Raw genomic sequence first — 25162 nt, 5'->3', positions numbered from 1 at the left:
ACGTCGACCCGTCGATTACGGGCCAGCCGCACCAGGGACGGGCAAAGTTCCCGACCTGATGGGCATATATCGAGGACGCTTGGTACCCCGATGCTCATGCCAGCGGCGGTACGAGTTCTCGTACCGCCGCATTTCTCTGACGGACCGGTCCAGCCGTCACGCCGCTCCGCGCTGCAGCGCCTCGCACACCGCCATCGACTCGCGCGCCCCCAGTTCGACCGCCCTGCCGCAGTGGGCGATCCAGGCGGCCATGCCCTCCGGAGTGCCGGAAACGTACCCGTCGAGGGCCTCCAGGTAGGCCTCGCGGCCCAGCTCGGCGTGGCCCACCTCGGCCGCGCAGACCGACTTCGGATCCAGGCCGCTGCCGATCAGGACGATGCGTTCGGCCGTGCGCGCGACCAGGCCGTTGTAGGACGTGAAAGGACGTAGCGCGAGGAGCTCGCCGTGCACGACGGCGGCCGTCACCAGCGCAGGCGCGGTGCCGCCCGCGATGATCAGCTCCGCCAGCCCCTCCAGCCGGCCGTGCGCCTGGGCCGCGCTCGGCAGCGGCAGCCCGACGAGCGGCTCGTCGACCGGCTCGCCCTCCTGCCGGGGCCGTCCCACCTGGTCGGCCTTGTCGGCCGCAGCCACCAGGTGTAGCCGGGCCAGCACCCGCAGGGGCGACTGCCGCCAGATGGACAGCAGCTGGCCCGCCTCGGCGGTGAGCCGTAGAGCGGCACCCACGGTGCGCGCCTCGTCGTCGCCGCTGAAGTCCGTACGCCGGCGGACCTCCTCCAGGGCCCAGTCCGCACCGGCCAGCGCCGCCGAGCCGCGGGCGCCGCGCAGGGCCGCCTCGGAGGTGATCGCGTTGCTGCGGCGACGCATGATCCGGTGCCCGTAGACACGGTCCACGGACTTGCGTACGGACTCCACGGATTCGGCCACACCGGGCAGCGCCCCCAGGGCCGCGAGAGGGTCGGCGGTCGCGCCTGCTGTACTCATGAGTACGACCCTACGCACCCCGGGGACCCGCTCCGCGGCGGAGTGGCCATCTTCACTCCGGCCGCTACTTCGCCGCCGGAGGACCGGGAACTCCCTTCGGGGCCGGGGCGGGCCCGCCCGCGAGGAAGGACGCCCAGCCCTGCTTCGGCGCCTCGCCGACCTTCAGTGTGCGCAGCTTCTCCAGCGTCGTCGGGTCCTGGGCGTCCAGCCAGTCCACGAGCTGCCGGAACGAGACACAGCGCACCTCCTCCTTGGTGCACACCGTCTCGATGACCTCCTCGACGGCCCGCATGTAGGTGCCGCCGTTCCAGGACTCGAAGTGGTTGCCGATGATCAGGGGCGCGCGGTTGCCGTCGTAGGCGCGGTGGAAGCCCTTGAGCAGGCCGTCGCGCATCTGGTCGCCCCAGAAGTCGTGCAGGGCGGGGTTGCCCTGGGTGGTGGTGCCCGACTGGTTGACCATGAAGTTGTAGTCCATGGTCAGCTGCTCGTAGGAGTGCCCGGGGAACGGCACGAGCTGCATGGACACGTCCCACAGGCCCTGCTTCTTCTTCGGCCAGACCTGGTCGTTGACGCCGCTGGTGTCGTAGCGGAAGCCCAGGTCGCGGGCTGCCTTCAGGAAGTTCCGCTGGCCCTCCAGGCAGGGCGTGCGGGCGCCGATGAGCTCCTTGTCGTAGTCGAAGGGCAGCGGGGACGCGTCCTTCAGGCCGGCGTTGGTCTTCCAGGTCTTCACGAACTGCTTGGCCTGGGCGATCTCGTCCTTCCAGTCCTGCACGGACCACTCGCCGACCCCGCCGCCGCTGCCGCAGAAGTGGCCGTTGAAGTGAGTGCCGATCTCGTTGCCCTCCAGCCACGCCAGACGCAGCTGCTGCACCGTGGCGGCGATGCCGCGGCGGTCGTTGAAGCCGATGTCGGAGCGGCCCGGGGAATGCTGCGGCGGCCGGTACAGGTCGCGCTTCTCGTCCGGCAGCAGGTACACGCCGCTCAGGAAGTAGGTCATGGTCGCGTTGTTCGCCCTGGCGACCTTGCGGAAGTGCGAGAACAGCTTCTGACTGTCCTCGCCCGCGCCGTCCCAGGAGAAGACGACGAATTGCGGGGGCTTCTGACCGGGCCGCAGCCGCTCGGGCCTGGGCAGGTGGGGCTGGGCGCCGGTGTAGGCGGTGGAACCGTCTCCGATCAGCCGGACCGCGCTCCTGGGCGCGTGAGCCGGCTTCGCCTTCCGCGGGGCGGGGCTCTCGTGTCTCGATGTGTCGGTTCCGCAACCGGCGAGCGATGCGGCGCAGACCGCGGCGATCACGGAACCCGCGACGATCCTGTGGCTGGCGGCCATGTTCCGCCCACCTTCTTCCTTCTCTCGGATGCAGACAGCGCCGCCAAATTCGCACGAGACCGAGAAGGAATTAGTACGACAAGCCGATCACATGGCCACTTCACCCTTCAGGGTGATTTATTAGCCCATTTGCCCGTAAAGTCCATGCTTGCCCTTTACTCTGCATTACGATTCGTTTACCGAGCGTTGATTCATCCCGCCGAATTACACCGTGACCACGGCCACGACCGGCCCCCGCCCCGAGCGGAGAGCCCGTTATGCGACCGCGCAGCCCCGGAGGAGACGGGAAACACATGTCAGCCTGCGTCCCTACCCGCGCCGACGATCCGAACCGGACCGAGCGCACCCATCCACCCCACAGCCCGCCGTCCCATGGCCCCCGCCGCTTCCGGATCGCGGGTGCCGACGTGTCGGCCTCGATCGCGGTCTTCCTGATCGCCCTGCCCCTTTCCCTGGGCATCGCCCTGGCCACCGGCGCACCGCTCCAGGCCGGCCTCGTCGCCGCCGCCGTGGGCGGGCTCGTCGCCGGACGGCTCGGCGGCTCCCCGCTCCAGGTGAGCGGACCGGCCGCCGGACTCACCGTCGTCACCGCCGACCTCATCCAGCGCTACGGCTGGCGGACGACCTGCGCCATCACCGTCCTCGCCGGCCTCGCCCAACTGGGCCTCGGCTGTCTGCGCGTGGCCCGTGGCGCCCTCGCCGTCAGCCCCGCCATCGTGCACGGCATGCTCGCCGGGATCGGTGTCACCATCGCCGTCGCCCAGCTGCACATCGTGCTCGGCGGCACACCGCAGAGTTCCGTCCCGGACAACCTCCGCGCCCTGCCCGCCCAGTTGGCGGACATGCGCCTCGCGGCCGTGTCGGTGAGCGCGCTGACGCTGGCGCTGCTGCTGCTCTGGCCGAAACTGCCCGGCCGGGCCGGGCACCTGCTGCGCAAGGTCCCGGCCGCGCTCGTCGCCGTCGCCGGAGCCAGCGTCGCCGCCGCCCTCACCGGCCTCCGCCTGCCCAAGGTCGACCTGCCGTCCTGGAGCAACCACGCCCTGGCCGGACTGCCCGAGGGCCCCGTGCTCGGCCTCGTCGCCGCGGTGCTCACCACCACGCTGGTGTGCAGCGTGCAGTCACTGCTCGGCGCGGTCGCCGTGGACAAGCTGGTGGCCGGCCGCCCGGGCCTGTCCGCCCGCGTCCGGCGCTCCGACCTCGACCGCGAACTGCTCGGGCAGGGCGCCGCGAACATCGTGTCCGGCTCGCTCGGCGGACTGCCCATCGCGGGCGTGGCCGTGCGGACTTCGGCGAATGTGCACGCGGGAGCGGTGAGCCGGAACTCCACGATGCTGCACGGCGTTCTCGTAGTGATCGCCGCGCTGCTGATGGTCCCGATCCTGGAGCTCATCCCGCTCGCCTCGCTCGCCGCCCTGGTGATGGCCGTCGGCATCCAGATGGTGTCCCTGCACCACATCCGCACGGTGACCCGCCACCGAGAAGTGTGGGTGTACGCCGTCACGACGCTCGGCGTCGTGGCCCTCGGCGTCCTGGAGGGCGTCGCCCTGGGCATCGCCATGGCCGTCGGCGTCGCCCTGCACCGCCTCACCCGCACCCGTATCACGCACGAGGAGAGGGAGGGAGTCCATCACGTACACGTCAGAGGACAGTTGACGTTCCTCGCGGTGCCACGGCTCAGCCGGGCCCTGCACCTCGTGCCCCACGGTGCGGACACCGTCGTCGAGCTGGACGGGTCGTTCATGGACCACGCGGCGTACGAGACGCTGCAGGACTGGCAGAAGACGCACACCGCGCAGGGCGGCACAGTCGAGATCACGGGGCGGCACCCCGGCGTCCGCATCTCCGAGCCCCAGGCCGTCACCGGCTGCCGCTGCCGGCCCTGGACGCCCTGGCTCAACCACCAGTGCGACCGGCCCGAATACGCTCCCTCTTCCCGGAAGGACCCGGGCGGGACCGACCGCACCGGCCCGGACCCGAAGGGCACCGGCGGAACCAGTGGGCACGAACTGGCGCGTGGCATCAGCGCGTTCCAGCGCAACACCGCGCCCCTGGTGCGCAGCGAGCTCGCCCGGCTGGCGCGTGAGGGGCAGCGGCCGTCGCAGCTCTTCCTGACCTGCGCCGACTCGCGGCTGGTCACGTCGATGATCACCTCCAGTGGTCCCGGCGACCTGTTCGTCGTGCGCAACGTGGGCAATCTCGTCCCACGGCCGGGCGAGGAGAGCGGCGACGACTCCGTGGCGGCCGCGATCGAGTACGCCGTGGACGTGCTCCAGGTGCGGTCCATCACGGTGTGCGGGCACTCGGGCTGCGGCGCCATGCAGGCGCTGCTCAACTCCGAGCCCGGCGGCGCCCGGACACCGCTGAAGCGGTGGCTGCGGCACGGGCTGCCGAGCCTGGAGCGCATGGCCGACGACAGCGGGCCGTGGGGCAGGCTGGCCGGACGGGCTCCCGAGGACGCGGTCGAGCAGCTCTGCCTGACCAACGTGGTCCAGCAGCTGGAGCACCTGCGCGCCCACGACTCGGTGGCCCGGGCCCTCGCCAAGGGCTCCCTGGAGCTGCACGGGATGTACTTCCACGTGGGCGAGGCCCAGGCCTACCTGCTCACCGAAAGGGACGGCGGCAGCGTCTTCGACCGCGTACGCGAGGCGGACCTTACGGCGTGAGCCCGGCTCGCGCAGGGGTGTGCGGCCCGGACGGCCTCCCGGCCGCCCACCCCACCGCCGCACATGCCACACCGCCGACACGCCCCGCCGCCCCATGCCCCGCCCCCGCACACTGCACCCCGCCAGCCACGCCCCCGCCCCACGGAGTGACCCGCGTTACACAGGCTGAACTTTCCCTGGTCGGCGTCCGTGGGTACGGATGACGCCGGCTGCCGACCCACCGCCCGACAGGTCTAAACCAATCGGCGGTCGGCCCTTGTCATCGCACCCCCGGGTCTGATGAGCTGTGGCCTGGGACACAACGGACACCCTGGGAAAGGCAGATGCCGTGAGCAACGAAAGCCTGGCCAACCTGCTCAAGGAAGAACGCAGGTTCGCACCCCCCGCCGACCTGGCCGCCAACGCCAACGTCACCGCGGAGGCGTATGAACAGGCCAAGGCTGACAGGCTCGGCTTCTGGGCCGAGCAGGCCCGTCGGCTGACCTGGGCCAAGGAGCCCACCGAGACGCTCGACTGGTCGAACCCGCCGTTCGCCAAGTGGTTCAAGGACGGCGAGCTCAACGTCGCCTACAACTGCGTCGACCGGCATGTGGAGGCCGGACACGGCGACCGTGTCGCGATCCACTTCGAGGGCGAGCCCGGCGACAGCCGCGCCCTCACCTACGCCGAGCTCAAGGACGAGGTCTCCAAGGCCGCCAACGCCCTGCTGGAACTGGGAGTTCAGGCCGGCGACCGGGTCGCCGTCTACATGCCGATGATCCCCGAGACGGCGATCGCGATGCTGGCCTGTGCCCGCATCGGCGCCGCGCACTCCGTCGTCTTCGGCGGTTTCTCCTCGGACGCGCTCGCCACCCGCATCCAGGACGCAGACGCGCGCGTGGTCATCACCTCCGACGGCGGCTACCGGCGCGGCAAGCCGTCCGCGCTCAAGCCGGCCGTGGACGAGGCCGTCGAGAAGGCGGGCAACGTCGAGCACGTCCTGGTCGTGCGCCGCACGGGCCAGGAGGTCGCCTTCACCGAGGGCCGCGACGTGTGGTGGCACGACCTCGTCGGGCGGCAGAGCGCCGAGCACACCCCGCAGGCGTTCAACGCCGAGCACCCGCTGTTCATCCTCTACACCTCGGGCACCACGGGTAAGCCGAAGGGCATCCTGCACACCTCCGGCGGCTACCTCACGCAGACCGCCTACACCCACCACGCCGTCTTCGACCTCAAGCCGGAGACGGATGTCTACTGGTGCACCGCCGACGTCGGCTGGGTGACGGGCCACTCGTACATCGTCTACGGCCCGCTCGCCAACGGCGCGACGCAGGTCATGTACGAGGGCACGCCCGACACGCCGCACCAGGGCCGCTTCTGGGAGATCGTCCAGAAGTACGGCGTGACGATCCTCTACACCGCGCCCACCGCGATCCGCACCTTCATGAAGTGGGGCGACGACATCCCCGCCAAGTTCGACCTGTCGAGCCTGCGGGTGCTGGGCTCGGTGGGCGAGCCGATCAACCCCGAGGCGTGGATCTGGTACCGCAAGAACATCGGCGGCGACCGCACCCCGATCGTCGACACGTGGTGGCAGACCGAGACCGGCGCGATGATGATCACCCCGCTGCCGGGTGTGACGGCGACCAAGCCCGGGTCCGCGCAGACGCCGCTGCCCGGCATCGCCGCGACGGTCGTCGACGACGAGGCCAACGAGGTGCCCAACGGCGGTGGCGGCTACCTGGTGCTGACCGAGCCGTGGCCGTCGATGCTGCGCACCATCTGGGGCGACGACCAGCGGTTCATCGACACGTACTGGTCGCGCTTCGAGGGCAAGTACTTCGCCGGTGACGGCGCCAAGAAGGACGACGACGGCGACATCTGGCTGCTCGGCCGGGTCGACGACGTCATGCTCGTCTCCGGGCACAACATCTCCACCACGGAGGTCGAGTCCGCGCTCGTCTCCCACCCCTCGGTCGCCGAGGCGGCCGTGGTCGGCGCGGCGGACGAGACGACCGGGCAGGCGATCGTCGCCTTCGTGATCCTGCGCGGCACGGCCTCCGAGACCGAGACCCTGGTCGCCGAGCTGCGCGCCCACGTCGGCAACGCGCTCGGCCCGATCGCCAAGCCCAAGCGGATCCTGCCGGTGGCCGAGCTGCCCAAGACCCGCTCCGGCAAGATCATGCGGCGTCTGCTGCGGGACGTCGCCGAGAACCGCCAGCTCGGTGACGTCACCACGCTGACCGACTCCACGGTCATGGAGCTCATCCAGGCCAAGCTGCCGGCCGCGCCCAGCGAGGACTGATCACGGCACGGGCATAGCGCAGCGGACGAAGGGCACCCGGCGGTCGGTACGCCGGGTGCCCCTCGGTACCCCCGGTGGTGATCATCGGGATGCGCCCGGCTATATGTTTACCTAGACTAAGAAAAACAACTGCTCCATGGTGCGCCGGGAAGTCTGGTCGGCATGCGTACAGCCCTGCCCACCGACCGGAGGTCTCCCCGTGACCGCGCCCCGCCCCGACACCCCCCGCAAGGTCCTCGGCCGGCTTTCGCTCCCCGAGCGGACCTACGTGGCCGACGCCCTGCGCACCGAGACCGTCGGCGGTGTGCTGCTGCTCGCCGCCGCGGTCGCCGCGCTGCTGTGGGCGAACATCCCCGGGCTGCACGACAGCTACGAGAGCGTCGCCCACTTCCACCTGGGCCCCGCCTCTCTCGGCCTGGACCTGTCGGTCGCGCACTGGGCCGCCGACGGGCTGCTGGCGATCTTCTTCTTCGTCGCCGGGATCGAGCTCAAGCGGGAGCTCGTCGCCGGTGATCTGCGCGACCCCAAGGCCGCCGCGCTGCCGGTCGTCGCCGCGCTGTGCGGGATGGCCGTACCGGCGCTCGTCTACGTCCTCACCAACGTCACCGGCGGCGGCTCGCTCGCCGGCTGGGCCGTGCCCACCGCCACGGACATCGCCTTCGCGCTCGCCGTGCTCGCGGTCATCGGCACGTCCCTGCCGAGCGCGTTGCGGGCGTTCCTGCTCACGCTCGCCGTCGTCGACGACCTCTTCGCGATCCTGATCATCGCGGTGTTCTTCACCGACGGCCTGAACTTCGCCGCGCTCGGCGGCGCCGTGGCGGGCCTGGTCCTCTTCTGGCTGCTGCTGCGGGCCGGCGTACGCGGCTGGTACGTGTACGTTCCGCTCGCGCTCGTCATCTGGGCGCTGATGTACAACAGCGGCGTCCACGCCACCATCGCCGGCGTCGCCATGGGCCTGATGCTGCGCTGCCACCGGCACGAGGGCGAGGCGCACTCCCCCGGCGAGCACATCGAGCACCTCGTACGGCCCCTGTCGGCGGGGCTGGCCGTACCGCTGTTCGCGCTCTTCAGCGCCGGTGTCGTCGTCTCCGGCGGCGCTCTGGCCGATGTGTTCACCCAGCCCGAGACCCTCGGCGTCGTCCTCGGACTGGTCGTCGGCAAGGCGCTCGGCATCTTCGGCGGGACGTGGCTGACGGCCCGTTTCACCCGGGCGTCGCTCAGCGACGACCTCGCCTGGGCGGATGTGTTCGCGGTGGCGAGTCTCGCCGGCATCGGCTTCACCGTCTCGCTGCTGATCGGGGAGCTCGCCTTCGAGGGTGACCAGGCGCTGACCGACGAGGTCAAGGCCGCGGTGCTGCTGGGCTCGCTCATCGCCGCGACACTCGCGACCGTGCTGCTGAAGATGCGCAACGCCAAGTACCGTCGCCTGTGGGAGAGCGAGGAGCGCGACGAGGACGCCGACGGCATCCCGGACGTCTACGAGGAGGACGACCCGGCGTACCACGAGCGCCTGGCCGAGATCTACGAACGCAAGGCCGCCGAACACCGCCGGATCGCCGAGGAGAAGGCGGCCGCGCGCCACGGGCTTGCCGAAGTACCGGGCGGGGCAGGCGACGACCACCACCGTCCGGCATGATCTGACGAGACGGTACAAAAGACGGGACCGTACGCAGTCAGGCCGTACGCAGTGGGACGACTGTGGCGAGTCAGGCACAAGACGCGGACATCGGACCGTACGCAGAAGAGGGAGACCGCGATGAGCGCACCCGACGGCAGCCCGGTCGGCGCCGAACGCACCATCGGCCAGCTGTTCGCCTCGGCGACGGCTGAAATGTCGGCGCTGGTGCACGACGAGATCGCGCTGGCCAAGGCGCAGCTCAAGCAGGATGTGAAGCGCGGCGCGACCAGCGGCGGCGCCTTCTCGATGGCGGGCGCCGTGCTGGTGTTCTCCCTGCCGATGCTGAACTTCGCGCTGGCCTACGGCATCCGCACCTGGACCGACTGGAACCTGGCGATCTGCTTCCTGCTGTCCTTCGCGGCGAACGTGCTCGTCGCGGTCGTGCTCGCGCTGATCGGTGTGGCCTTCGCGAAGAAGGCGAAGAAGAGCAAGGGCCCGCAGAAGGTCGCCGCCTCCATGAAGGAGACCGCGGGCGTCTTCCAGAAGGCCAAGCCGCACCCGCGGCCCGAGCTCCCGAAGGACCGGGTCCCCGAGGCCATCGAGGCTGTGGCACGCTCGTCGTCATGACCGATCCCGCCACACCTTCGGCACAACCGGCCTCGGCCGTGCGGCTGGACGGACCCTGGAGCCACCGCGACGTCGCCGCCAACGGCGCCCGCTTCCACATCGCCGAGCTGGGCGACGGGCCGCTGGTCCTGCTGCTGCACGGCTTCCCGCAGTTCTGGTGGACCTGGCGGCACCAGCTGGTGGCGCTCGCCGACGCCGGCTTCCGGGCCGTGGCCATGGACCTGCGGGGCGTCGGGGGCAGCGACCGTACGCCGCGCGGTTACGACCCCGCCAACCTCGCGCTCGACGTCACCGGCGTCATCCGCTCGCTCGGCGAGCCGGACGCCGCGCTGGTCGGCCACGACCTGGGCGGATACCTGGCGTGGACGGCGGCCGCGATGCGCCCCAAGCTGGTGCGACGGCTGGCGGTCGCGTCCATGCCGCATCCGCGGCGCTGGCGTGCGGCCATGCTGCGGGACGTCAAGCAGACCCGCGCCGGTTCGCACATTTGGGGCTTCCAGCGGCCCTGGATCCCGGAGCGGCAGCTCACCGCCGACGACGGGGCGCTCGTGGCCGAACTGATCCAGGACTGGTCTGGGCCGCGCCCGCCGGAGGACGAGGCTCTGGAGAACTACCGCCGGGCCATGTGCATCCCCTCCGCGGCGCACTGCGCGGTCGAGCCGTACCGCTGGATGGTGCGCTCCCTGGCCCGCCCGGACGGCATCCAGTTCAACCGCCGGATGAAGCGGCCCGTGCGTGTGCCGACGCTCCACCTGCACGGCTCGCTCGACCCCGTGATGCGCACGCGCAGCGCCGCCGGGTCCGGCGAGTACGTCGAAGCCCCGTACCGCTGGCGCCTGTTCGACGGCCTCGGCCACTTCCCGCACGAGGAGGATCCGGTGGCGTTCTCCTCGGAACTCATCAACTGGCTGAAGGATCCCGAACCCGATCGGTGACCGGGTGACCGCGGCCGGTGTCCGCGCGTGAACGCCTGTCCGACGAACGGCCAATTGCCTGGCGCATAGGCCAATTGGGCGCTCCCGGGGCGGTTATCGACCATGGGGCAGGGGCACACGTCGGGGTATGGGCTGGACGCACGACTACAGTGACGCAAGCCGCAATCGCCGCTCGGCGGGCGGTGCGAACCCCCACCAGCGAGGCGGTGCACCGCAGATGGCGACCGCGGACCCCAGGGTCGGGATCCCGCGCATCCTCCGCCGCCGGGCCCGCTGGGTCTCCGTACGTCTGCGCCACACACGCGACTGAGGCGTCACTCGCGCGAGTGACGCCCCGACCACCTCGCCCCAGGGACTGCTCCTAGAGCGCGCAGCTGTCGCTGCCCACCTGCTGGTTCGCGGTGCGCCCCTTGGTGATGTCCTCCTGGATCTCGTCCACGGTGAGCGCGTACCCCGTCTGGGCGTCGTCGAGGGACTTGGCGAAGACCACGCCGTAGACCCTGCCGTCGGGGGTGAGCAGCGGGCCGCCGGAGTTGCCCTGGCGGACGGTCGCGAAGAGGGAGTAGACGTCGCGGCGGACCGTGCCGCGGTGGTAGATGTCCGGGCCGTTGGCCGTGATGCGTCCTCGCACGCGCGCGGCCCGCACGTCGTACGCCCCGTTCTCCGGGAAGCCCGCGACGATCGCGCCGTCGCCGCTGCCCGCGTCCTTGGTGGTGAACCGCAGCACGGGCGCCTTGAGGTCGGGCACGTCGAGTACGGCGATGTCGCGCCGCCAGTCGTAGAGCACGACCGTGGCGTCGTACTTCCTGCCCTCGCCGCCTATCTGCACGGTCGGCTCGTCGACGCCGCCCACCACATGCGCGTTGGTCATGACGCGACGGTCGTCGAAGACGAAGCCGGTGCCCTCCAGGACCTTGCCGCAGCTCGGGGCCGTGCCCATGACCTTGACGATGGAGCGCTGGGCGCGGGTGGCCACCGGGCTGCCCGCCAGGGCCGGGTCGGGCGGCTGGACGTCGGTGATCGGCTCGTTGGAGAACGGGCTGAAGACCTGCGGGAAGCCGTTCTGCGCGAGGACCGAGGAGAAGTCCGCGAACCAGGTGGCGGCCTGGTCGGGCAGCGCCTGGGAGACGCCGAGCAGCACCTTGGAGTTGCGGACCTCCTTGCCGAGCGTCGGCAGGGTGGTGCCCGCGAGGGCCGAGCCGATCAGCCAGGCGACCAGGAGCATCGCCACGACGTTGACCAGGGCGCCACCGGTGGCGTCCAGGGCCCTGGCCGGGGACCAGGTGATGTGCCGGCGCAGCTTGTTGCCGAGGTGGGTGGTGAGGGCCTGGCCGACGGAGGCGCAGACGATGACGACGACGACCGCGACGACGGCCGCGGTCGTGCTCACCTCCGCGTTGTCCGTGATCGCGTCCCAGATGACGGGCAGCGCGTAGACCGCGACGAGACCGCCGCCCAGGAAGCCGGTCACCGACAGGATGCCGACGACGAACCCCTGGCGGTACCCCACGACCGCGAACCACACGGCGGCGACCAGCAACAAGATGTCCAGCACGTTCACGGAGGCCACCCTGTCATGCGCGCCAGTCGAGCGGGACCTGCTTCTCGCGGTCCCAGGGCCGCTCCCAGCCCGCGTAGTGCAGCAACCGGTCGATGATTCCGGCCGTGAAACCCCAGACAAGTGCCGATTCGACCAGAAATGCCGGTCCTCGGTGGCCGCTGGGGTGGACGGTGGTGGCGCGGTTCACGGGATCCGTGAGATCCGCCACGGGGACGGTGAAGACCCTGGCGGTCTCGTTCGGATCGACGACCCCGACCGGGCTGGGCTCACGCCACCAGCCCAGCACCGGCGTGACGACGAAGCCGCTGACCGGGATGTAGAGCCTGGGCAGGACGCCGAACAACTGGACACCCGAGGGGTCGAGGCCGGTCTCCTCCTCCGCCTCGCGCAGGGCCGCCCGCAGCGGGCCGTCGCCCCGCGGGTCGCCGTCCTCCGGGTCGAGGGCGCCGCCGGGGAAGGAGGGCTGTCCCGCGTGCGAGCGCAGGGAGCTCGCACGCTCCATGAGCAGCAGCTCCGGCCCGCGCTCGCCCTCCCCGAACAGGATCAGCACGGCGGACTGGCGCCCGGCGCCGTCCTCCGGGGGCAGGAAGCGGCTCAGCTGCCGCGGCCTGACCGTCTCCACGGCGTGCACCACCGGGTCCAGCCAGCCGGGCAGGCCCTCCTTGCTCACCGTCACCGGTCCGCCCTGTGTGTCGCTCGCCCGTGTCATCGCCACCCCCGTCGTCCTGCCGCATCCAACGCGCGGCACCCCTGAGATCGTTCCGCGAACGGCCGCGATCCCCTGATCGAGGGGCTCGTGGAGCAGCTCATCCGGCCCCCAGGGGCGGAGCCGGTTTGCCGCCCGCGTCCAGGTAGGCCTGCGGGGGGTTCAGACGCTGGCCGGGGAAGCCGCCCTTCTCGTACTTGAGCAGCTTCTTCGCCTTCTCCGGGTCCGTCTCGCCCTCGCCGTACGCCGGGCAAAGCGGGGCGATCGGGCAGGCGCCGCAGGCGGGCTTGCGGGCGTGGCAGATGCGGCGGCCGTGCCAGATCACGTGGTGCGAGAGGTCCGTCCAGTCGCTCTTCGGGAACAACGCGCCGACCGCGGCCTCGATCTTGTCCGGGTCGGTCTCGGCGGTCCACTGCCAGCGGCGCACCAGGCGCTGGAAGTGCGTGTCCACGGTGATGCCGGGCCGGCCGAAGGCGTTGCCGAGCACGACGAACGCGGTCTTGCGGCCGACGCCGGGCAGCTTGACCAGGTCCTCCAGCCGACCGGGGACCTCACCGCCGAAGTTCTCCACCAGGGCCTTGGACAGCCCTATGACCGACTTCGTCTTGGCCCGGAAGAAGCCGCACGGGCGGAGGATCTCCTCCACCTCCTCCGGGTTGGCGGCGGCCAGGTCGTCGGGGGTGGGGTACTTGGCGAAGAGGGCGGGGGTCGTCTGGTTGACGCGCAGGTCGGTGGTCTGGGCGGACAGGACCGTGGCGACCACCAGCTGGAAGGGGTTGGTGAAGTCCAGTTCGGGGTGGGCGTACGGGTAGACCTCGGCGAGCTCGCGGTTGATACGGCGGGCCCGGCGGACCAGGGCGGCACGCGACTCGCCACTCGGAGGGTGGACGACGGTCCTGGCCGGGGCGGTGCCCTTGATGCGGGCCGTGGCCTTCTTGGGTGCGACGGTGACCTTCTTGGCGGCAGGGGCCTTCTTGGCAGTGGTGGCCTTCTTGGCGGCGGGGGTCTTTTTCGCAGGCGCGGCCTTCTTCGCAGCCGCTGCCTTCTTCGCAGACGCCGCCTTCTTCGCGGACGCGGTCTTCTTCACAGCCGCTGCCTGCATCGCGGATGCCTGCTTGCTCGCGGCCCCGGCCCTACTGGCAAGGGCCTTCTTCGCCGGCGTCGACTTCCCGGGAGGCGCGGCCTCCCCTGTCGCTTTCGCCGTTTTCCTACCGCCATCGGGGCCCTGTTCGCCCACAGCGGAATCGCGACGTACAACCACCCGCCCAGCCCCCTCGGCCTGTGCTCTCACCGGCGATTTGGACACCCGGCCAGCCTAAGGCCCGGCACCGACATCCGCCCCGGACCCCGAAGATCGGCGTCCAATTGGACCCCTGCCGCGTACCCCGGGACACGTGTGCGGCATCCTTGTGACAGATCACACTGTTTGGACCGTCCGGCAAAATGGGCACCACGGTGCCTTGGTACGCGGGGGCAACAGCCCCTGAGCAGGTCGACAAGGAGAGAACTCGTGGACGACGTTCTGCGGCGCAATCCGCTCTTCGCGGCGCTCGACGACGAGCAGGCCGCGGAGCTCCGCGCCTCCATGAGTGAGGTGACCCTCGCGCGCGGTGACTCGCTGTTCCACGAGGGTGACCCCGGCGACCGCCTGTACGTGGTCACGGAGGGGAAGGTCAAGCTCCACCGCACGTCCCCCGACGGCCGCGAGAACATGCTGGCCGTGGTCGGCCCCGGCGAGCTCATCGGCGAGCTGTCGCTGTTCGACCCGGGCCCGCGCACCGCGACCGCCACGGCGCTGACCGAGGTCAAGCTGCTCGGCCTCGGCCACGGCGACCTCCAGCCCTGGCTGAACGCCCGCCCCGAGGTGGCCACGGCGCTCCTGCGCGCGGTCGCTCGCCGGCTGCGCAAGACCAACGACGCGATGTCCGACCTCGTCTTCTCGGACGTCCCGGGCCGTGTCGCCCGGGCCCTGCTGGACCTCTCGCGCCGGTTCGGCGTGCAGTCCGAGGAGGGCATCCACGTCGTCCACGACCTCACGCAGGAGGAGCTGGCCCAGCTGGTCGGCGCCTCCCGCGAGACGGTCAACAAGGCACTGGCGGACTTCGCCCAGCGCGGCTGGCTGCGCCTGGAGGCCCGCGCGGTGATCCTCCTGGACGTGGAACGCCTCGCCAAGCGCTCGCGCTGACGCGCAGGCACCCTGGCCGTACGACGTCGGGCCCCGTCTCCTCGCGAGACGGGGCCCGACGTCGTACGGGGCACGGTCAGATGAGCCCGTGCTCCTCCAGGTAGTCCAACTGCGCCCGCACCGACAGTTCCGCCGCCGGCCACAGGGAGCGGTCCACGTCGGCGTAGACGTGGGCGACGACCTGCGCGGGGGTGCGGTAGCCGTCCTCGACGGCCGTTTCGACCTGGGCCAGTCGGTGGGCGCGGTGGGCGAGGTAGTACTCGACGGCGCCCTGGGCGTCCTCCAGGACCGGGCCGTGACCCGGAAGCACCGTGTGGACACCGTCGTCGACCGTGAGGGACCTGAGGCGCCGCAGGGTGTCCAGGTAGTCGCCGAGACGGCCGTCGGGGTGGGCCACGACCGTCGTCCCGCGGCCCAGGATCGTGTCGCCCGTCAGGACGGCCTGGTCCGCCGGGAGATGGAAGGACAGGGAGTCGGCGGTGTGGCCGGGAGTGGGGACGATCCTCAGTTCGAGACCGCCGGTGGTGATCACGTCTCCGGCGGCCAGACCCTCGTCACCCAGCCGCAGTGCCGGATCGAGCGCACGCACGCGCGTGCCGGTCAGTTCCGCGAACCGGGCGGCGCCCGCCGCGTGGTCGGGGTGACCGTGGGTCAGCAGGGTCAGGGCGACGCGCTTGCCGGCCTGCTCGGCCGTGGCGACGACACGGCGCAGGTGTCCGTCGTCGAGGGGGCCCGGGTCGACCACCACCGCCAGGTCCGAGTCGGGCTCGGACAGGATCCAGGTGTTCGTGCCGTCCAGGGTCATCGCCGACGGGTTGGGAGCCAGGACGTTGACGGCCCGCGCGGTGGCGGGCCCCGAGAGGACCCCGCCGCGGGGCTGGCCGGGAAGGGCTGCTGCGTCCGTCATGCGCTGGCTCCACCGGTCGGGGCGTTCGGGATGTGCTTGGTGAACTCGTCATGGCCCGGCCAGGAGAGCACGATCTCGCCGTCCACCAGGCGGGCGGTGGCCAGGACGGGCGTGAGGTCCCGGGCTGGGGCGGCCGCGAGCGCCTCGGCCGCACTCCCGTACGCCGTCAGCTGACGCAGGGTCGCGATGGTCGGCGGCATCATCAGCAGCTCGCCCTTGTCGTACCCGGCCGCCGCCTCGCCCGGCGCGATCCACACCGTGCGGTCGGCCTCCGTCGAGGCGTTGCGGGTGCGCTGCCCCTCGGGGAGGGCGGCCACGAAGAACCAGGTGTCGTAGCGGCGCGCCTCGAACTCCGGGGTGATCCAGCGGGTCCAGGCACCGAGCAGGTCGGAGCGCAGGACCAGGCCGCGGCGGTCCAGGAACTCCGCGAAGGACAGGTCCCGGGCGACCAGGGCGGCACGGTCGGCCTCCCAGCCGGCGCCGGTGGTGTCACCGACGACCGAATCGGGCGTCTCGCCGGCGAGCAGCACGCCCGCCTCCTCGTACGTCTCCCGGACGGCCGCGCAGACGATCGCCTGGGCCGCCGTCTCGTCGACACCGAGCCGGTCCGCCCACCACGCGCGCGTGGGGCCCGCCCAGCGGACGTGGTGGTCGTCGTCCCGAGGGTCGACGCCGCCGCCCGGATAGGCGTAAGCGCCTCCGGCGAAAGCCATGGAGGCGCGTCGGCGCAGCATGTGGACGGCGGGGCCGGTGCCGGTGTCCTTCAGGAGCATGACGGTGGCCGCGCGCTTGGGGGTCACCGGGGTGAGGGTGCCGGCCGCGAGTGCGCGTATGCGGTCCGGCCACTCCGGGGGGTACCACTGACCGTTCGCCATGGGCGCGAGGCTATCCCGTGACGGGCGGATGTTCGAGTGGCCCCGGGGACGGATTCCGCAGCTAGGACCCCCGAAAGGGGACTACGCGAGCTCCACCTGGATCTCGACCTCCACCGGTGCGTCCAGCGGCAGCACCGCCACGCCGACCGCGCTGCGCGCGTGCACGCCCTTGTCGCCGAGGACCTCGCCGAGCAGCTCGCTGGCGCCGTTCAGCACCGCGGGCTGGCCCGTGAAGTCGGAGGCCGAGGCCACGAAGCCGACGACCTTCACCACGCGCGCGATGCGGTCCAGGTCACCGGCGACGGACTTGACGGCGGCCAGGGCGTTCAGCGCGCACGTGCGTGCCAGCTCCTTGGCCTCCTCCGGGGTGACCTCCGCACCGACCTTGCCGGTGACCGGAAGCTTGCCCTCCACCATCGGAAGCTGCCCGGCGGTGTAGACGTACGGTCCGGACTGCACGGCCGGCTGGTAGGCGGCGAGCGGCGGGACGACGTCGGGCAGGGTCAGGCCGAGCTCGGCCAGTTTCGCCTCGACGGCGCCCATTACTGCTTCTCCCGCTTCAGGTAGGCCACGAGCTGCTCGGGGTTGTTCGGCCCGGGCACGACCTGGACGAGCTCCCAGCCGTCCTCGCCCCAGGTGTCCAGAATCTGCTTCGTGGCGTGGACGAGCAGCGGCACGGTTGCGTATTCCCACTTGGTCATGCGGCCGACTCTAGCCGCTGCCGGAGAGGGGTCACGCGGCCGACCACGCCCCGGGCGTCCGCCCGCCTCGCCGACGGTTATCCACAGCCTCCCGCGTAGCCCGGGCACGGACTGGTTAGGCTCGAATACGTGAGCAGGCTCCAGGTCGTCAGCGGCAAGGGCGGTACCGGCAAGACCACGGTGGCCGCGGCCCTAGCGCTGGCCCTGGCCACGGAGGGGAAGCGGACGCTTCTCGTCGAGGTCGAGGGCCGCCAGGGAATCGCGCAGCTCTTCGAAACGGAGGCGCTGCCTTATGAGGAACGGAAGATCGCGGTCGCTCCCGGGGGCGGGGAGGTGTACGCGCTGGCCATCGACCCCGAACTGGCCCTTCTGGACTACCTCCAGATGTTCTACAAACTGGGGGGCGCCGGGCGGGCCCTGAAGAAGCTCGGCGCGATCGACTTCGCCACCACCATCGCGCCCGGCCTGAGGGACGTACTCCTCACCGGCAAGGCGTGCGAGGCGGTACGGCGCAAGGACAAGAGCGGGCGGTTCGCCTACGACTACGTCGTCATGGACGCCCCGCCCACGGGTCGCATCACGCGCTTCCTCAACGTCAACGACGAAGTCGCCGGGCTCGCCAAGATCGGCCCGATACACAATCAGGCCCAGGCCGTGATGCGGGTGCTGAAGTCGCCGGAGACGGCCGTGCACCTGGTGACGCTGCTGGAGGAGATGCCCGTCCAGGAAACGGTGGACGGCATCGCCGAGCTGCGGTCGGCGCGGCTGCCGGTGGGGCGGATCATCGTGAACATGGTGCGGCCGGAGGTGTTGGACTCGGACGACCTGGAACTCGTCCGGACGGTCCCGCGTTCCACGGTTGCGCGGTCGCTGTCGTCCGCCGGGCTCGGCGGGGCGCGGCGCGGCGGGCGCGCGGAGCGGCTGGTGGATCCGCTCCTCAGGCAGGCCGAGGAGTACGCCGAGCGGTACGCGCTGGAGCACGAGCAGCGCGCGGTGCTCACCGAGCTGGGCCTGCCGCTGCACGAACTGCCGCTGTTCGCCGAGGGCATGGACCTGGCGGGGCTGTACGAGCTGGCCCGCGAGCTGCGCGAGCAGGGCGTGTCATGAGCCGGGCAGGCACCGGCCCCGGGAACGGCACAGGCCCCGGCCCTGGGAACGGCACAGCCCCCGGACCCGGGAACAGCACACAGGCAAGGCCCGTCATGAGTCGGAAGCAGGGGATGTCATGAGTCGTCCGGACCCGGCCCACACCCACGACCCGGCCCGCCACCACCTGTCCCCCGCGCGCGTGCTCGACATCGACCCGCTGCTGGAGGACCCGAAGACCCGCATCGTGGTGTGCTGCGGCTCGGGCGGCGTCGGCAAGACCACGACCGCGGCGGCCCTGGGGCTGCGCGCGGCCGAGCGGGGCCGCAAGGTCGTCGTCCTCACCATCGACCCGGCCCGCCGGCTCGCCCAGTCCATGGGCATCGACTCCCTCGACAACACCCCGCGCCGGGTGAAGGGCATCGACGACTCCGCGGGCGGCGAGCTGCACGCGATGATGCTCGACATGAAGCGCACCTTCGACGAGATCGTCGAGGCGCACGCGGATCCCGAGCGGGCCGCCGCGATCCTGGGCAACCCCTTCTACCAGTCGCTCTCGGCGGGCTTCGCGGGCACGCAGGAGTACATGGCGATGGAGAAGCTCGGGCAGCTGCGGGCCAGGGACGAGTGGGACCTGATCGTCGTCGACACCCCGCCCTCCCGCTCGGCGCTGGACTTCCTGGACGCGCCCAAGCGGCTCGGGTCGTTCCTGGACGGGCGGCTGATCCGGCTGCTGACCGCGCCGGCGAAGCTGGGCGGCCGCGCCGGCATGAAGTTCCTGAACGTCGGGATGTCGATGATGACCGGCACCCTCGGCAAGCTGCTCGGCGGCCAGCTCCTCAAGGACGTCCAGACGTTCGTGTCCGCGATGGACACGACCTTCGGCGGGTTCCGCACGCGTGCGGACGCCACGTACAAGCTGCTCCAGGCGCCCGGCACGGCGTTCCTCGTGGTCGCGGCCCCGGAGCGGGACGCACTGCGCGAGGCCGCGTACTTCGTGGAGCGGCTGGCCGCGGAGGACATGCCGCTCGCCGGGCTGGTGCTCAACCGGGTCCACGGCAGCGGCGCCGGCCGGCTGTCGGCCGAGCGGGCGCTCGCCGCTGCGGAAAATCTTGAAGAGCCCCGCATTGTGGATCAGGAGGGCGGGAAAGCAGTACTTCGTAACTCCCCCGACACGTATGGCAGTTCAGGCTCTCCCACATCCGAAACACCAGCTCAGGATGTTGCTGAGGCTTCTGAAGGTGGCTCCCCCGCCGAGGACGCCGAGAACACTGAGGACACCGAGAACACCGACGACACCGAGCGGTCCGTCGACCAGCTCACGGCAGGCCTGCTGAGGCTGCACGCCGAACGGATGCAGCTGCTCTCCCGTGAGCAGCGCACGCGTGACCGCTTCACCGCGCTCCACCCCGAGGTGGCCGTGACGGAAGTGGGCGCGCTGCCCGGCGATGTGCATGACCTCGCGGGACTGCGCGACATCGGTGACCGGCTCGCGGCGGACGCGCGCGAGCTTCCCGACCCCGCCGACGACTCCGAGCTGCCGGACGCGAACACCCGACCCGAGGCGAGCGCCTGAGCAAGTGCCTGCCCGGGGCGCGAGCCTGGCAAGTGCCTGCCCGAGGCGAGCCCCTGGGCGGAGCGCCTGAGTAAGTGCCTGCGGGCAACCCGGTGATGGCGAAGGGCCCGGTACAGGGCCCTCGGACCTTCGGAGCTCCCGGAGGGAACCCCTCAGCTCACCGCCGCGTAGTTCTCGTAGACCTCGTCGTCGAGGGGCACGATGCCCGTGCCGCGCTCGTACTCCGTACGCGCCGTCTCCAGCAGCCGGCGCCAGGAGGTCACGGTGGGCCGCCTGCGCAGCAGTGCGCGACGCTCCCGCTCCGTCATGCCTCCCCACACGCCGAACTCGACGCGGTTGTCCAGCGCGTCGGCCAGGCACTCCGTGCGCACCGGGCATCCGGTGCACACCGCCTTGGCCCTGTTCTGTGCCGCTCCTTGAACGAACAGTTCATCCGGATCGGTAGTGCGGCAGGCCGCCTGCGCACTCCAGTCGACTACCCAGCCCATACCGGCGCCGTCCTCTCCCGAATCGAGGCTCCCCCACGGCGGCAGCGGCATATTCACCGCCGCCAGTTGAGGACGTTACGGAAGGTGGGCACAGCGCAACACCCCCAGCGGGCCCAATCTTGAATGGTCCGAACGGACTATGGGTAAGCGGCAGATCACCCGGGGGAGTGAGCTGGCGACATACGTAACCTTCCCGGCAAACCAGGACAGTTCGCATGCGCCACAACGGACGCCGTATGACACACAAGGCGGATTCGGACACGACCCCACCAAAAAAGTTGGGGAACACCCGGAACGATTCGGGGTCGCCGGACGTATTGATACGTGGCCTCACTGCTGTGACAGTTGAGAGCAGCTTAGGCCAAGGCCTATACGCCTGTCCGGCGAATGAGAACGTAGGCTGCCCTCATGCCAAAGAAGCGCTCGGGCGGTGGTCTGTCTCCCACGCAGCAGGCCGCCAAGTTCCTCGGTGTCAGTGTTCTCGCGGGAGCCGTGCTGGCCGGCATCGCGCTGCCCGCGGTGGGTGCGCTGGGGCTGGCGGCGAAGGGATCGGTCGAGAGCTTCGACGAACTCCCGGCCACCATGAAGACCCCGCCCCTGAGCCAGCGCACCACGATCCTCGACGCCGACGGCGGCCAGATCGCCACGGTCTACTCGCGTGACCGCACGGTGGTGCCCCTCAAGAACATCTCGCCGTACATGCAGAAGGCGATCGTCGCGATCGAGGACTCGCGCTTCTACCAGCACGGCGCGGTCGACCTGAAGGGCGTGCTGCGCGCCCTCAACAAGAACGCGCGCAGCGGTGAGGTCGCCCAGGGTGCCTCGACCCTGACGCAGCAGTACGTGAAGAACGTCTTCGTCGAGGAGGCCGGCGACGACCCGACGAAGGTCGCGCAGGCCACCCAGCAGACCATCGGCCGCAAGATCCGCGAACTGAAGTACGCGATCCAGGTCGAGGAGGAGCTCGGGAAGAAGAAGATCCTCGAGAACTACCTGAACATCACGTTCTTCGGCCAGCAGGCCTACGGCGTCGAGGCCGCGGCCCGGCGCTACTTCTCCAAGTCAGCCAAGGACCTGAACGTCCAGGAGGCGGCCCTCCTCGCCGGCATCGTCCAGTCGCCCAGCCGGTACGACCCGGTCAACGACGAGGCGGAGGCCACCAAGCGCCGCAACACCGTGCTCCGGCGCATGGCCGATGTCGGCGACATCTCCCGGGCGCAGGCCGCCGAGGCGATGAAGGCGCCGCTGGGCCTGAAGGTCAGCAAGCCCAAGAACGGCTGCATCACGGCGGTCAAGGGCGCGGGCTTCTTCTGCGACTACGTGCGCGAGGTCTTCCTGAACGACCCGGTCTTCGGCAAGACCCAGGAGGCGCGGGCGAAGGTCTGGAACCAGGGCGGCCTGACGATCCGCACCACCCTCGACCCGCAGGCGCAGGAGTCGGCGCAGCGGTCGATCAAGGAGCACGTCTACACGAGCGACGACGTGGCGACCGCGGCCACCCTCGTCGAACCCGGCACCGGGAAGATCGTCGCGATGGGCCAGTCGCGTCCGTACGGCGTCGACATCAAGAAGGGCCAGACGACCCTCAACCTGTCCGTCAACGGCGACATGGGCGGCGGTGTCGGCTACCAGCCCGGTTCGACGTTCAAGCCGATCGTGGCCGCCGCGGCCCTCGAGGACGGCATGCCGGCGAACAAGGTGTACCGCTCGCCGTACGAGATGCCGTACCCGAGCCCGGTCTCGGCCTGCAACGGCAGGACCTGGAAGAACGACCCGACCAACCCCGCCGAGGTCGCCAACGAGAACAGGTCCGAGGTCGGTCCGTACGACATGAGGGAGGCGACCGCCAAGTCGGTCAACACCTACTACGTCGAGATGATCAGCGACATCGGCATCTGCCCGGTGACGAAGATGGCGAAGAAGATGGGCGTCGAGCGGGCCGACGGCAAGAAGATGCCCCAGGTGCCCTCCCTCGCCCTCGGCACCCAGGAGATGTCCCCGCTGACCATGGCGAACGCGTACGCCACGTTCGCCTCGCGCGGCATGTACTGCACGCCGGTCGCCATCGAGTCGATCAGCCAGCGCGTCGGCGACAGCAAGAAGTCGCTCCCGGTCCCGAAGTCGACCTGCTCACGCGCGATGTCGGAGAAGACCGCCGACACCATCAACACGCTGCTGCAGGGCGTCGTCGAGGACGGTACGGGCAAGAAGGCCGGCCTCGGCAGCCGCCCCAGCGCCGGTAAGACCGGTACGACGGACGAGCGCTACGCGGCCTGGTTCGTGGGCTACACACCGAACCTGGCCGGTGCCGTGTGGGTCGGCGACCCCGCGCACAAGCGGAAGATGGTCAACATCACCATCGGCGGCGTCCCGCACGACAAGGTGTTCGGCGGCGAGGTCCCCGGGCCGATCTGGGGCGACATGATGACCGGCGCGCTGGAGGGCAAGCCCGTCGAGAACTTCAACACCGTCCACATCCCCCCCGGCGTCGACCGGGACCGGGACCGCGGCGACGGTGACGGCGACGAGGGTCGCGGCGACGGGGACAACGGCGACAACGACAACGGCGGCTTCATCGGCGGTCTGGTCGGCGGCAACAACGGCGGCGGGGGCGACGAGACCTTCCCGACGCCTTCGTTCTCCATCCCGGAGGGGTTCTTCCGGGGCCAGGGCAACGGGGGGAACGGGAACGGGGGGCGTGGCTGACTCGCCTGACTCGGCTGACTCCTGGCGCGGCTGAGGCGGCCGAGGCGGCGTCCTGAACGCGGGCGGCTCCTTCCCGCCGTACGAAGATCTTCGTACGGCGGGAAGGAGCCGCGTGTTTGTCAGCCGCAGTGCTGCCGGCCGATCGAGTCGTACGCTTCCGCGACGGGCGTCCGGGAGGCCGGGCGACCGGGGGCCGAGCGACCGCGCGACCAGGCGACCGGGGTCCGCGACAGGGCGTTGCGTCACAGGGCGTCCGCGTCGCCGCCCGGCCGGAGGGTCTCCGGATCTCTGGGTCTGCGGGTCTCCCCTAGCCCGCGAGGATCTTCTTCACGGCCGCGGCGACGCGGCCGCCCTCGGCCTGGCCCGCGACCTTCGGGTTCACGATCTTCATGACCGCACCCATGGCGCGCGGACCCTCCGCCCCGGCCGCCTTGGCCTCCTCGACGGCCTGGGCGACGATCCGGTTCAGCTCGTCGTCGCTGAGCTGCTTCGGCAGGTACGCAGCGAGCACCTCGCCCTCCGCCTTCTCCCGCTCCGCACTCTCGGCGCGACCCCCCTGTGCGAAGGCCTCGGCCGCTTCACGGCGCTTCTTCGCCTCCCGGGTGATCACCTTCTGCACCTCGTCGTCGGAGAGCTCGCGCTTCTCCTTGCCCGCGACCTCCTCCTTGGTGATCGCGGCGAGGGTCAGCCGGAGCGTCGAGGAGCGGAGCTCGTCGCGCTCCTTGATCGCGGCGTTGAGGTCGTCCTGCAGCTTCGACTTGAGCGTGGTCATGAGGTTGATTGTCGCAGGTGCGGGCGGGCAGGCGCCCCTAGATTTGCGGGGCCGTGCTTCAAAGGATGACCGAAGGGCCGGGGGCGTCAGGGGATTTCGGGCACCGCCGGGCGGAGACGACCCGCGCGGTCTGACACGATGGACGCATGCGCGCGCGATACGGAGTCCCCTTGGGAATCGCGGCGGCTGGTGCCGCCGGTCTGTTGTACTCGGCGGGCTTCGAGGCCCGCTCCTTCCGCCTCCGCCGGGTCACGGTCCCGGTCCTGCCCTCGGGAATGCGCCCGCTGCGCGTGTTGCAGGTCTCCGACATCCACATGGTCAGCGGCCAGCGCAAGAAGCAGCGCTGGCTGCGTTCCCTGGCGGGCCTGCGCCCCGATTTCGTGATCAACACGGGTGACAACCTCTCCGACGCGGAGGGCATCCCGGAGGTCCTGGACGCGCTCGGCCCTCTGATGGAGTTCCCGGGCGCGTACGTCTTCGGCTCCAACGACTACTACGGCCCGAAGTTCCGCAACCCCACCCGCTACCTGTGGGAAAAGGTGCAGGGCCGCCACGGCCTGAACGGCAACCCGCCGGCCGTCGGCGTGCCGCACATCCCGTGGGAGGAGATGCGGGACGCCTTCGACGCGGCGGGCTGGCTGAACCTGACCAACACGCGAGGCACGCTCAAGGTCGACGGCGTCTCGCTGGAGCTGACGGGCCTGGACGACCCGCACATCAAGCGGGACCGCTACGAGCAGGTGGCCGGCGGCCCGTCGGACTCCGCCGACTTCTCCATGGGCGTGGTCCACGCGCCGTACCTGCGCACGCTGGACGCCTTCACGGCCGACGGCTACCCCTTGATCCTGGCCGGCCACACCCACGGCGGCCAGGTGTGCATCCCCTTCTACGGCGCCCTGGTCACCAACTGCGACCTGGACACGGACCGCGTGAAGGGCCTGTCCACGCACACGGCGGAGGGTCGTACGTCGTACCTGCACGTCTCGGCGGGCTGCGGCACGAACCGCTACACACCGATACGGTTCGCGTGCCCGCCGGAAGCGACGTTGCTCACGCTGGTGGGGCGGGAGTAGCGAGGCGCGTCTGCCCATCGGCAGAACCCGGGGCGGACCTGCGCCGCCCCGTTAACCCACACAGCCCGCCCAAAATCGCCCTCTCTGTCCG

22 protein-coding genes are annotated in these 25162 nt (G+C 70.8%); 11 read left to right on the top strand and 11 right to left on the bottom strand.

Going from position 1 to position 25162, the window contains the following annotated elements; all coding sequences use genetic code 11:
- Positions 1-156: 156 nt before the first annotated feature.
- Positions 157-981, bottom strand: coding sequence for an oxidoreductase (locus ABZ192_RS01540; protein ID WP_356922504.1), 825 nt, complete (start codon positions 979-981; stop codon positions 157-159).
- Positions 982-1045: 64 nt separating this feature from the next.
- The gene (locus ABZ192_RS01535) at positions 1046-2308 is read right to left on the bottom strand and encodes a hypothetical protein (protein ID WP_356922503.1); all 1263 of its coding nucleotides are present in this window, start codon (positions 2306-2308) and stop codon (positions 1046-1048) included.
- A 293-nt stretch (positions 2309-2601) separates the two neighbouring features.
- Between ABZ192_RS01535 and ABZ192_RS01530 the strand changes: the two genes are divergently transcribed.
- The 6 genes from ABZ192_RS01530 (at position 2602) to ABZ192_RS01505 (ending at position 10745) form a co-directional block, all read left to right on the top strand.
- Positions 2602-4971, top strand: a complete 2370-nt coding sequence (locus tag ABZ192_RS01530) for a SulP family inorganic anion transporter (protein ID WP_356922502.1) — start codon at positions 2602-2604, stop codon at positions 4969-4971.
- 328 nt (positions 4972-5299) lie between these two features.
- Positions 5300-7255, top strand: coding sequence for an acetate--CoA ligase (gene acs, locus ABZ192_RS01525; RefSeq protein ID WP_356922501.1), 1956 nt, complete (start codon positions 5300-5302; stop codon positions 7253-7255).
- Positions 7256-7454: 199 nt separating this feature from the next.
- Positions 7455-8891 (top strand): Na+/H+ antiporter NhaA, encoded by a 1437-nt coding sequence (gene nhaA, locus ABZ192_RS01520; protein WP_356922500.1) that lies wholly within the window; start codon positions 7455-7457, stop codon positions 8889-8891.
- A 120-nt stretch (positions 8892-9011) separates the two neighbouring features.
- A complete protein-coding gene (locus ABZ192_RS01515; RefSeq protein WP_356922499.1) occupies positions 9012-9500 on the top strand; it encodes a phage holin family protein in 489 nt (162 codons plus the stop codon).
- On the top strand, positions 9497-10435 hold the full coding sequence (locus ABZ192_RS01510; RefSeq protein WP_086561036.1) for an alpha/beta hydrolase: 939 nt from the start codon (positions 9497-9499) through the stop codon (positions 10433-10435). The genes ABZ192_RS01515 and ABZ192_RS01510 overlap by 4 nt, the downstream gene beginning before the upstream one ends.
- A gap of 127 nt (positions 10436-10562) precedes the next feature.
- The gene (locus ABZ192_RS01505) at positions 10563-10745 is read left to right on the top strand and encodes a hypothetical protein (protein ID WP_356922498.1); all 183 of its coding nucleotides are present in this window, start codon (positions 10563-10565) and stop codon (positions 10743-10745) included.
- A gap of 51 nt (positions 10746-10796) precedes the next feature.
- On the opposite strand, the gene ABZ192_RS01500 is transcribed toward ABZ192_RS01505, so the two are convergent.
- The 3 genes from ABZ192_RS01500 to nth all read right to left on the bottom strand — a co-directional run bounded on the left by ABZ192_RS01500 (position 10797) and on the right by nth (position 13804).
- Positions 10797-11996, bottom strand: coding sequence for a MarP family serine protease (locus ABZ192_RS01500; protein WP_356922497.1), 1200 nt, complete (start codon positions 11994-11996; stop codon positions 10797-10799).
- Between the two features lie 13 nt (positions 11997-12009).
- Positions 12010-12705 carry a CoA pyrophosphatase gene (locus ABZ192_RS01495; RefSeq protein ID WP_356922496.1) on the bottom strand — a complete coding sequence of 232 codons (696 nt, stop codon included), beginning with the start codon at positions 12703-12705 and terminating at the stop codon, positions 12010-12012.
- Between the two features lie 97 nt (positions 12706-12802).
- Complete coding sequence (gene nth / locus ABZ192_RS01490) at positions 12803-13804, bottom strand: endonuclease III (RefSeq protein WP_356922495.1); 1002 nt, start codon at positions 13802-13804, stop codon at positions 12803-12805.
- A 408-nt stretch (positions 13805-14212) separates the two neighbouring features.
- On the opposite strand from nth, the gene ABZ192_RS01485 reads away from it, so the two are divergent.
- A complete protein-coding gene (locus ABZ192_RS01485; RefSeq protein ID WP_010031945.1) occupies positions 14213-14887 on the top strand; it encodes a Crp/Fnr family transcriptional regulator in 675 nt (224 codons plus the stop codon).
- Between the two features lie 76 nt (positions 14888-14963).
- On the opposite strand, the gene ABZ192_RS01480 is transcribed toward ABZ192_RS01485, so the two are convergent.
- From ABZ192_RS01480 to ABZ192_RS01465, 4 genes are all read right to left on the bottom strand, one after another.
- The gene (locus tag ABZ192_RS01480) at positions 14964-15794 is read right to left on the bottom strand and encodes an MBL fold metallo-hydrolase (RefSeq protein ID WP_356922494.1); all 831 of its coding nucleotides are present in this window, start codon (positions 15792-15794) and stop codon (positions 14964-14966) included.
- The gene (locus ABZ192_RS01475) at positions 15791-16669 is read right to left on the bottom strand and encodes an NUDIX hydrolase (RefSeq protein ID WP_356922493.1); all 879 of its coding nucleotides are present in this window, start codon (positions 16667-16669) and stop codon (positions 15791-15793) included. The genes ABZ192_RS01480 and ABZ192_RS01475 overlap by 4 nt, the downstream gene beginning before the upstream one ends.
- Positions 16670-16750: 81 nt before the next feature.
- Positions 16751-17212: an Atu1372/SO_1960 family protein gene (locus tag ABZ192_RS01470; RefSeq protein ID WP_010031952.1), complete on the bottom strand. Its 462-nt coding sequence runs from the start codon at positions 17210-17212 to the stop codon at positions 16751-16753.
- Positions 17212-17370, bottom strand: a complete 159-nt coding sequence (locus ABZ192_RS01465) for a DUF4177 domain-containing protein (RefSeq protein WP_003991873.1) — start codon at positions 17368-17370, stop codon at positions 17212-17214. The genes ABZ192_RS01470 and ABZ192_RS01465 overlap by 1 nt, the downstream gene beginning before the upstream one ends.
- 129 nt (positions 17371-17499) lie before the next feature.
- On the opposite strand from ABZ192_RS01465, the gene ABZ192_RS01460 reads away from it, so the two are divergent.
- On the top strand, positions 17500-18477 hold the full coding sequence (locus ABZ192_RS01460; RefSeq protein ID WP_356922492.1) for an ArsA-related P-loop ATPase: 978 nt from the start codon (positions 17500-17502) through the stop codon (positions 18475-18477).
- A 118-nt stretch (positions 18478-18595) separates the two neighbouring features.
- A complete protein-coding gene (locus ABZ192_RS01455) occupies positions 18596-20032 on the top strand; it encodes an ArsA family ATPase (RefSeq protein WP_356922491.1) in 1437 nt (478 codons plus the stop codon).
- A 152-nt stretch (positions 20033-20184) separates the two neighbouring features.
- Here ABZ192_RS01455 and wblA read toward each other — a convergent pair whose 3' ends face one another.
- Positions 20185-20520: a transcriptional regulator WblA gene (gene wblA / locus ABZ192_RS01450; RefSeq protein ID WP_356922490.1), complete on the bottom strand. Its 336-nt coding sequence runs from the start codon at positions 20518-20520 to the stop codon at positions 20185-20187.
- Between the two features lie 408 nt (positions 20521-20928).
- Here wblA and ABZ192_RS01445 point away from each other — a divergent pair, with 408 nt between their 5' ends.
- Positions 20929-23226 carry a transglycosylase domain-containing protein gene (locus ABZ192_RS01445; protein WP_356922489.1) on the top strand — a complete coding sequence of 766 codons (2298 nt, stop codon included), beginning with the start codon at positions 20929-20931 and terminating at the stop codon, positions 23224-23226.
- Between the two features lie 307 nt (positions 23227-23533).
- Here ABZ192_RS01445 and ABZ192_RS01440 read toward each other — a convergent pair whose 3' ends face one another.
- Positions 23534-23998, bottom strand: a complete 465-nt coding sequence (locus ABZ192_RS01440; RefSeq protein WP_020271803.1) for a GatB/YqeY domain-containing protein — start codon at positions 23996-23998, stop codon at positions 23534-23536.
- Positions 23999-24144: 146 nt separating this feature from the next.
- Here ABZ192_RS01440 and ABZ192_RS01435 point away from each other — a divergent pair, with 146 nt between their 5' ends.
- Entirely contained in the window at positions 24145-25071 is a 927-nt protein-coding gene (locus tag ABZ192_RS01435; protein WP_356922488.1) for a metallophosphoesterase, read from the top strand.
- Positions 25072-25162: the final 91 nt, after the last annotated feature.

This window comes from Streptomyces sp. NPDC006235 (assembly GCF_040613735.1).
Classification (GTDB): Bacteria; Actinomycetota; Actinomycetes; order Streptomycetales; family Streptomycetaceae; genus Streptomyces.
The sequence above is the reverse complement of the archived record's forward strand: the minus strand, read 5'-3'. Positions and strand labels throughout refer to the sequence as shown.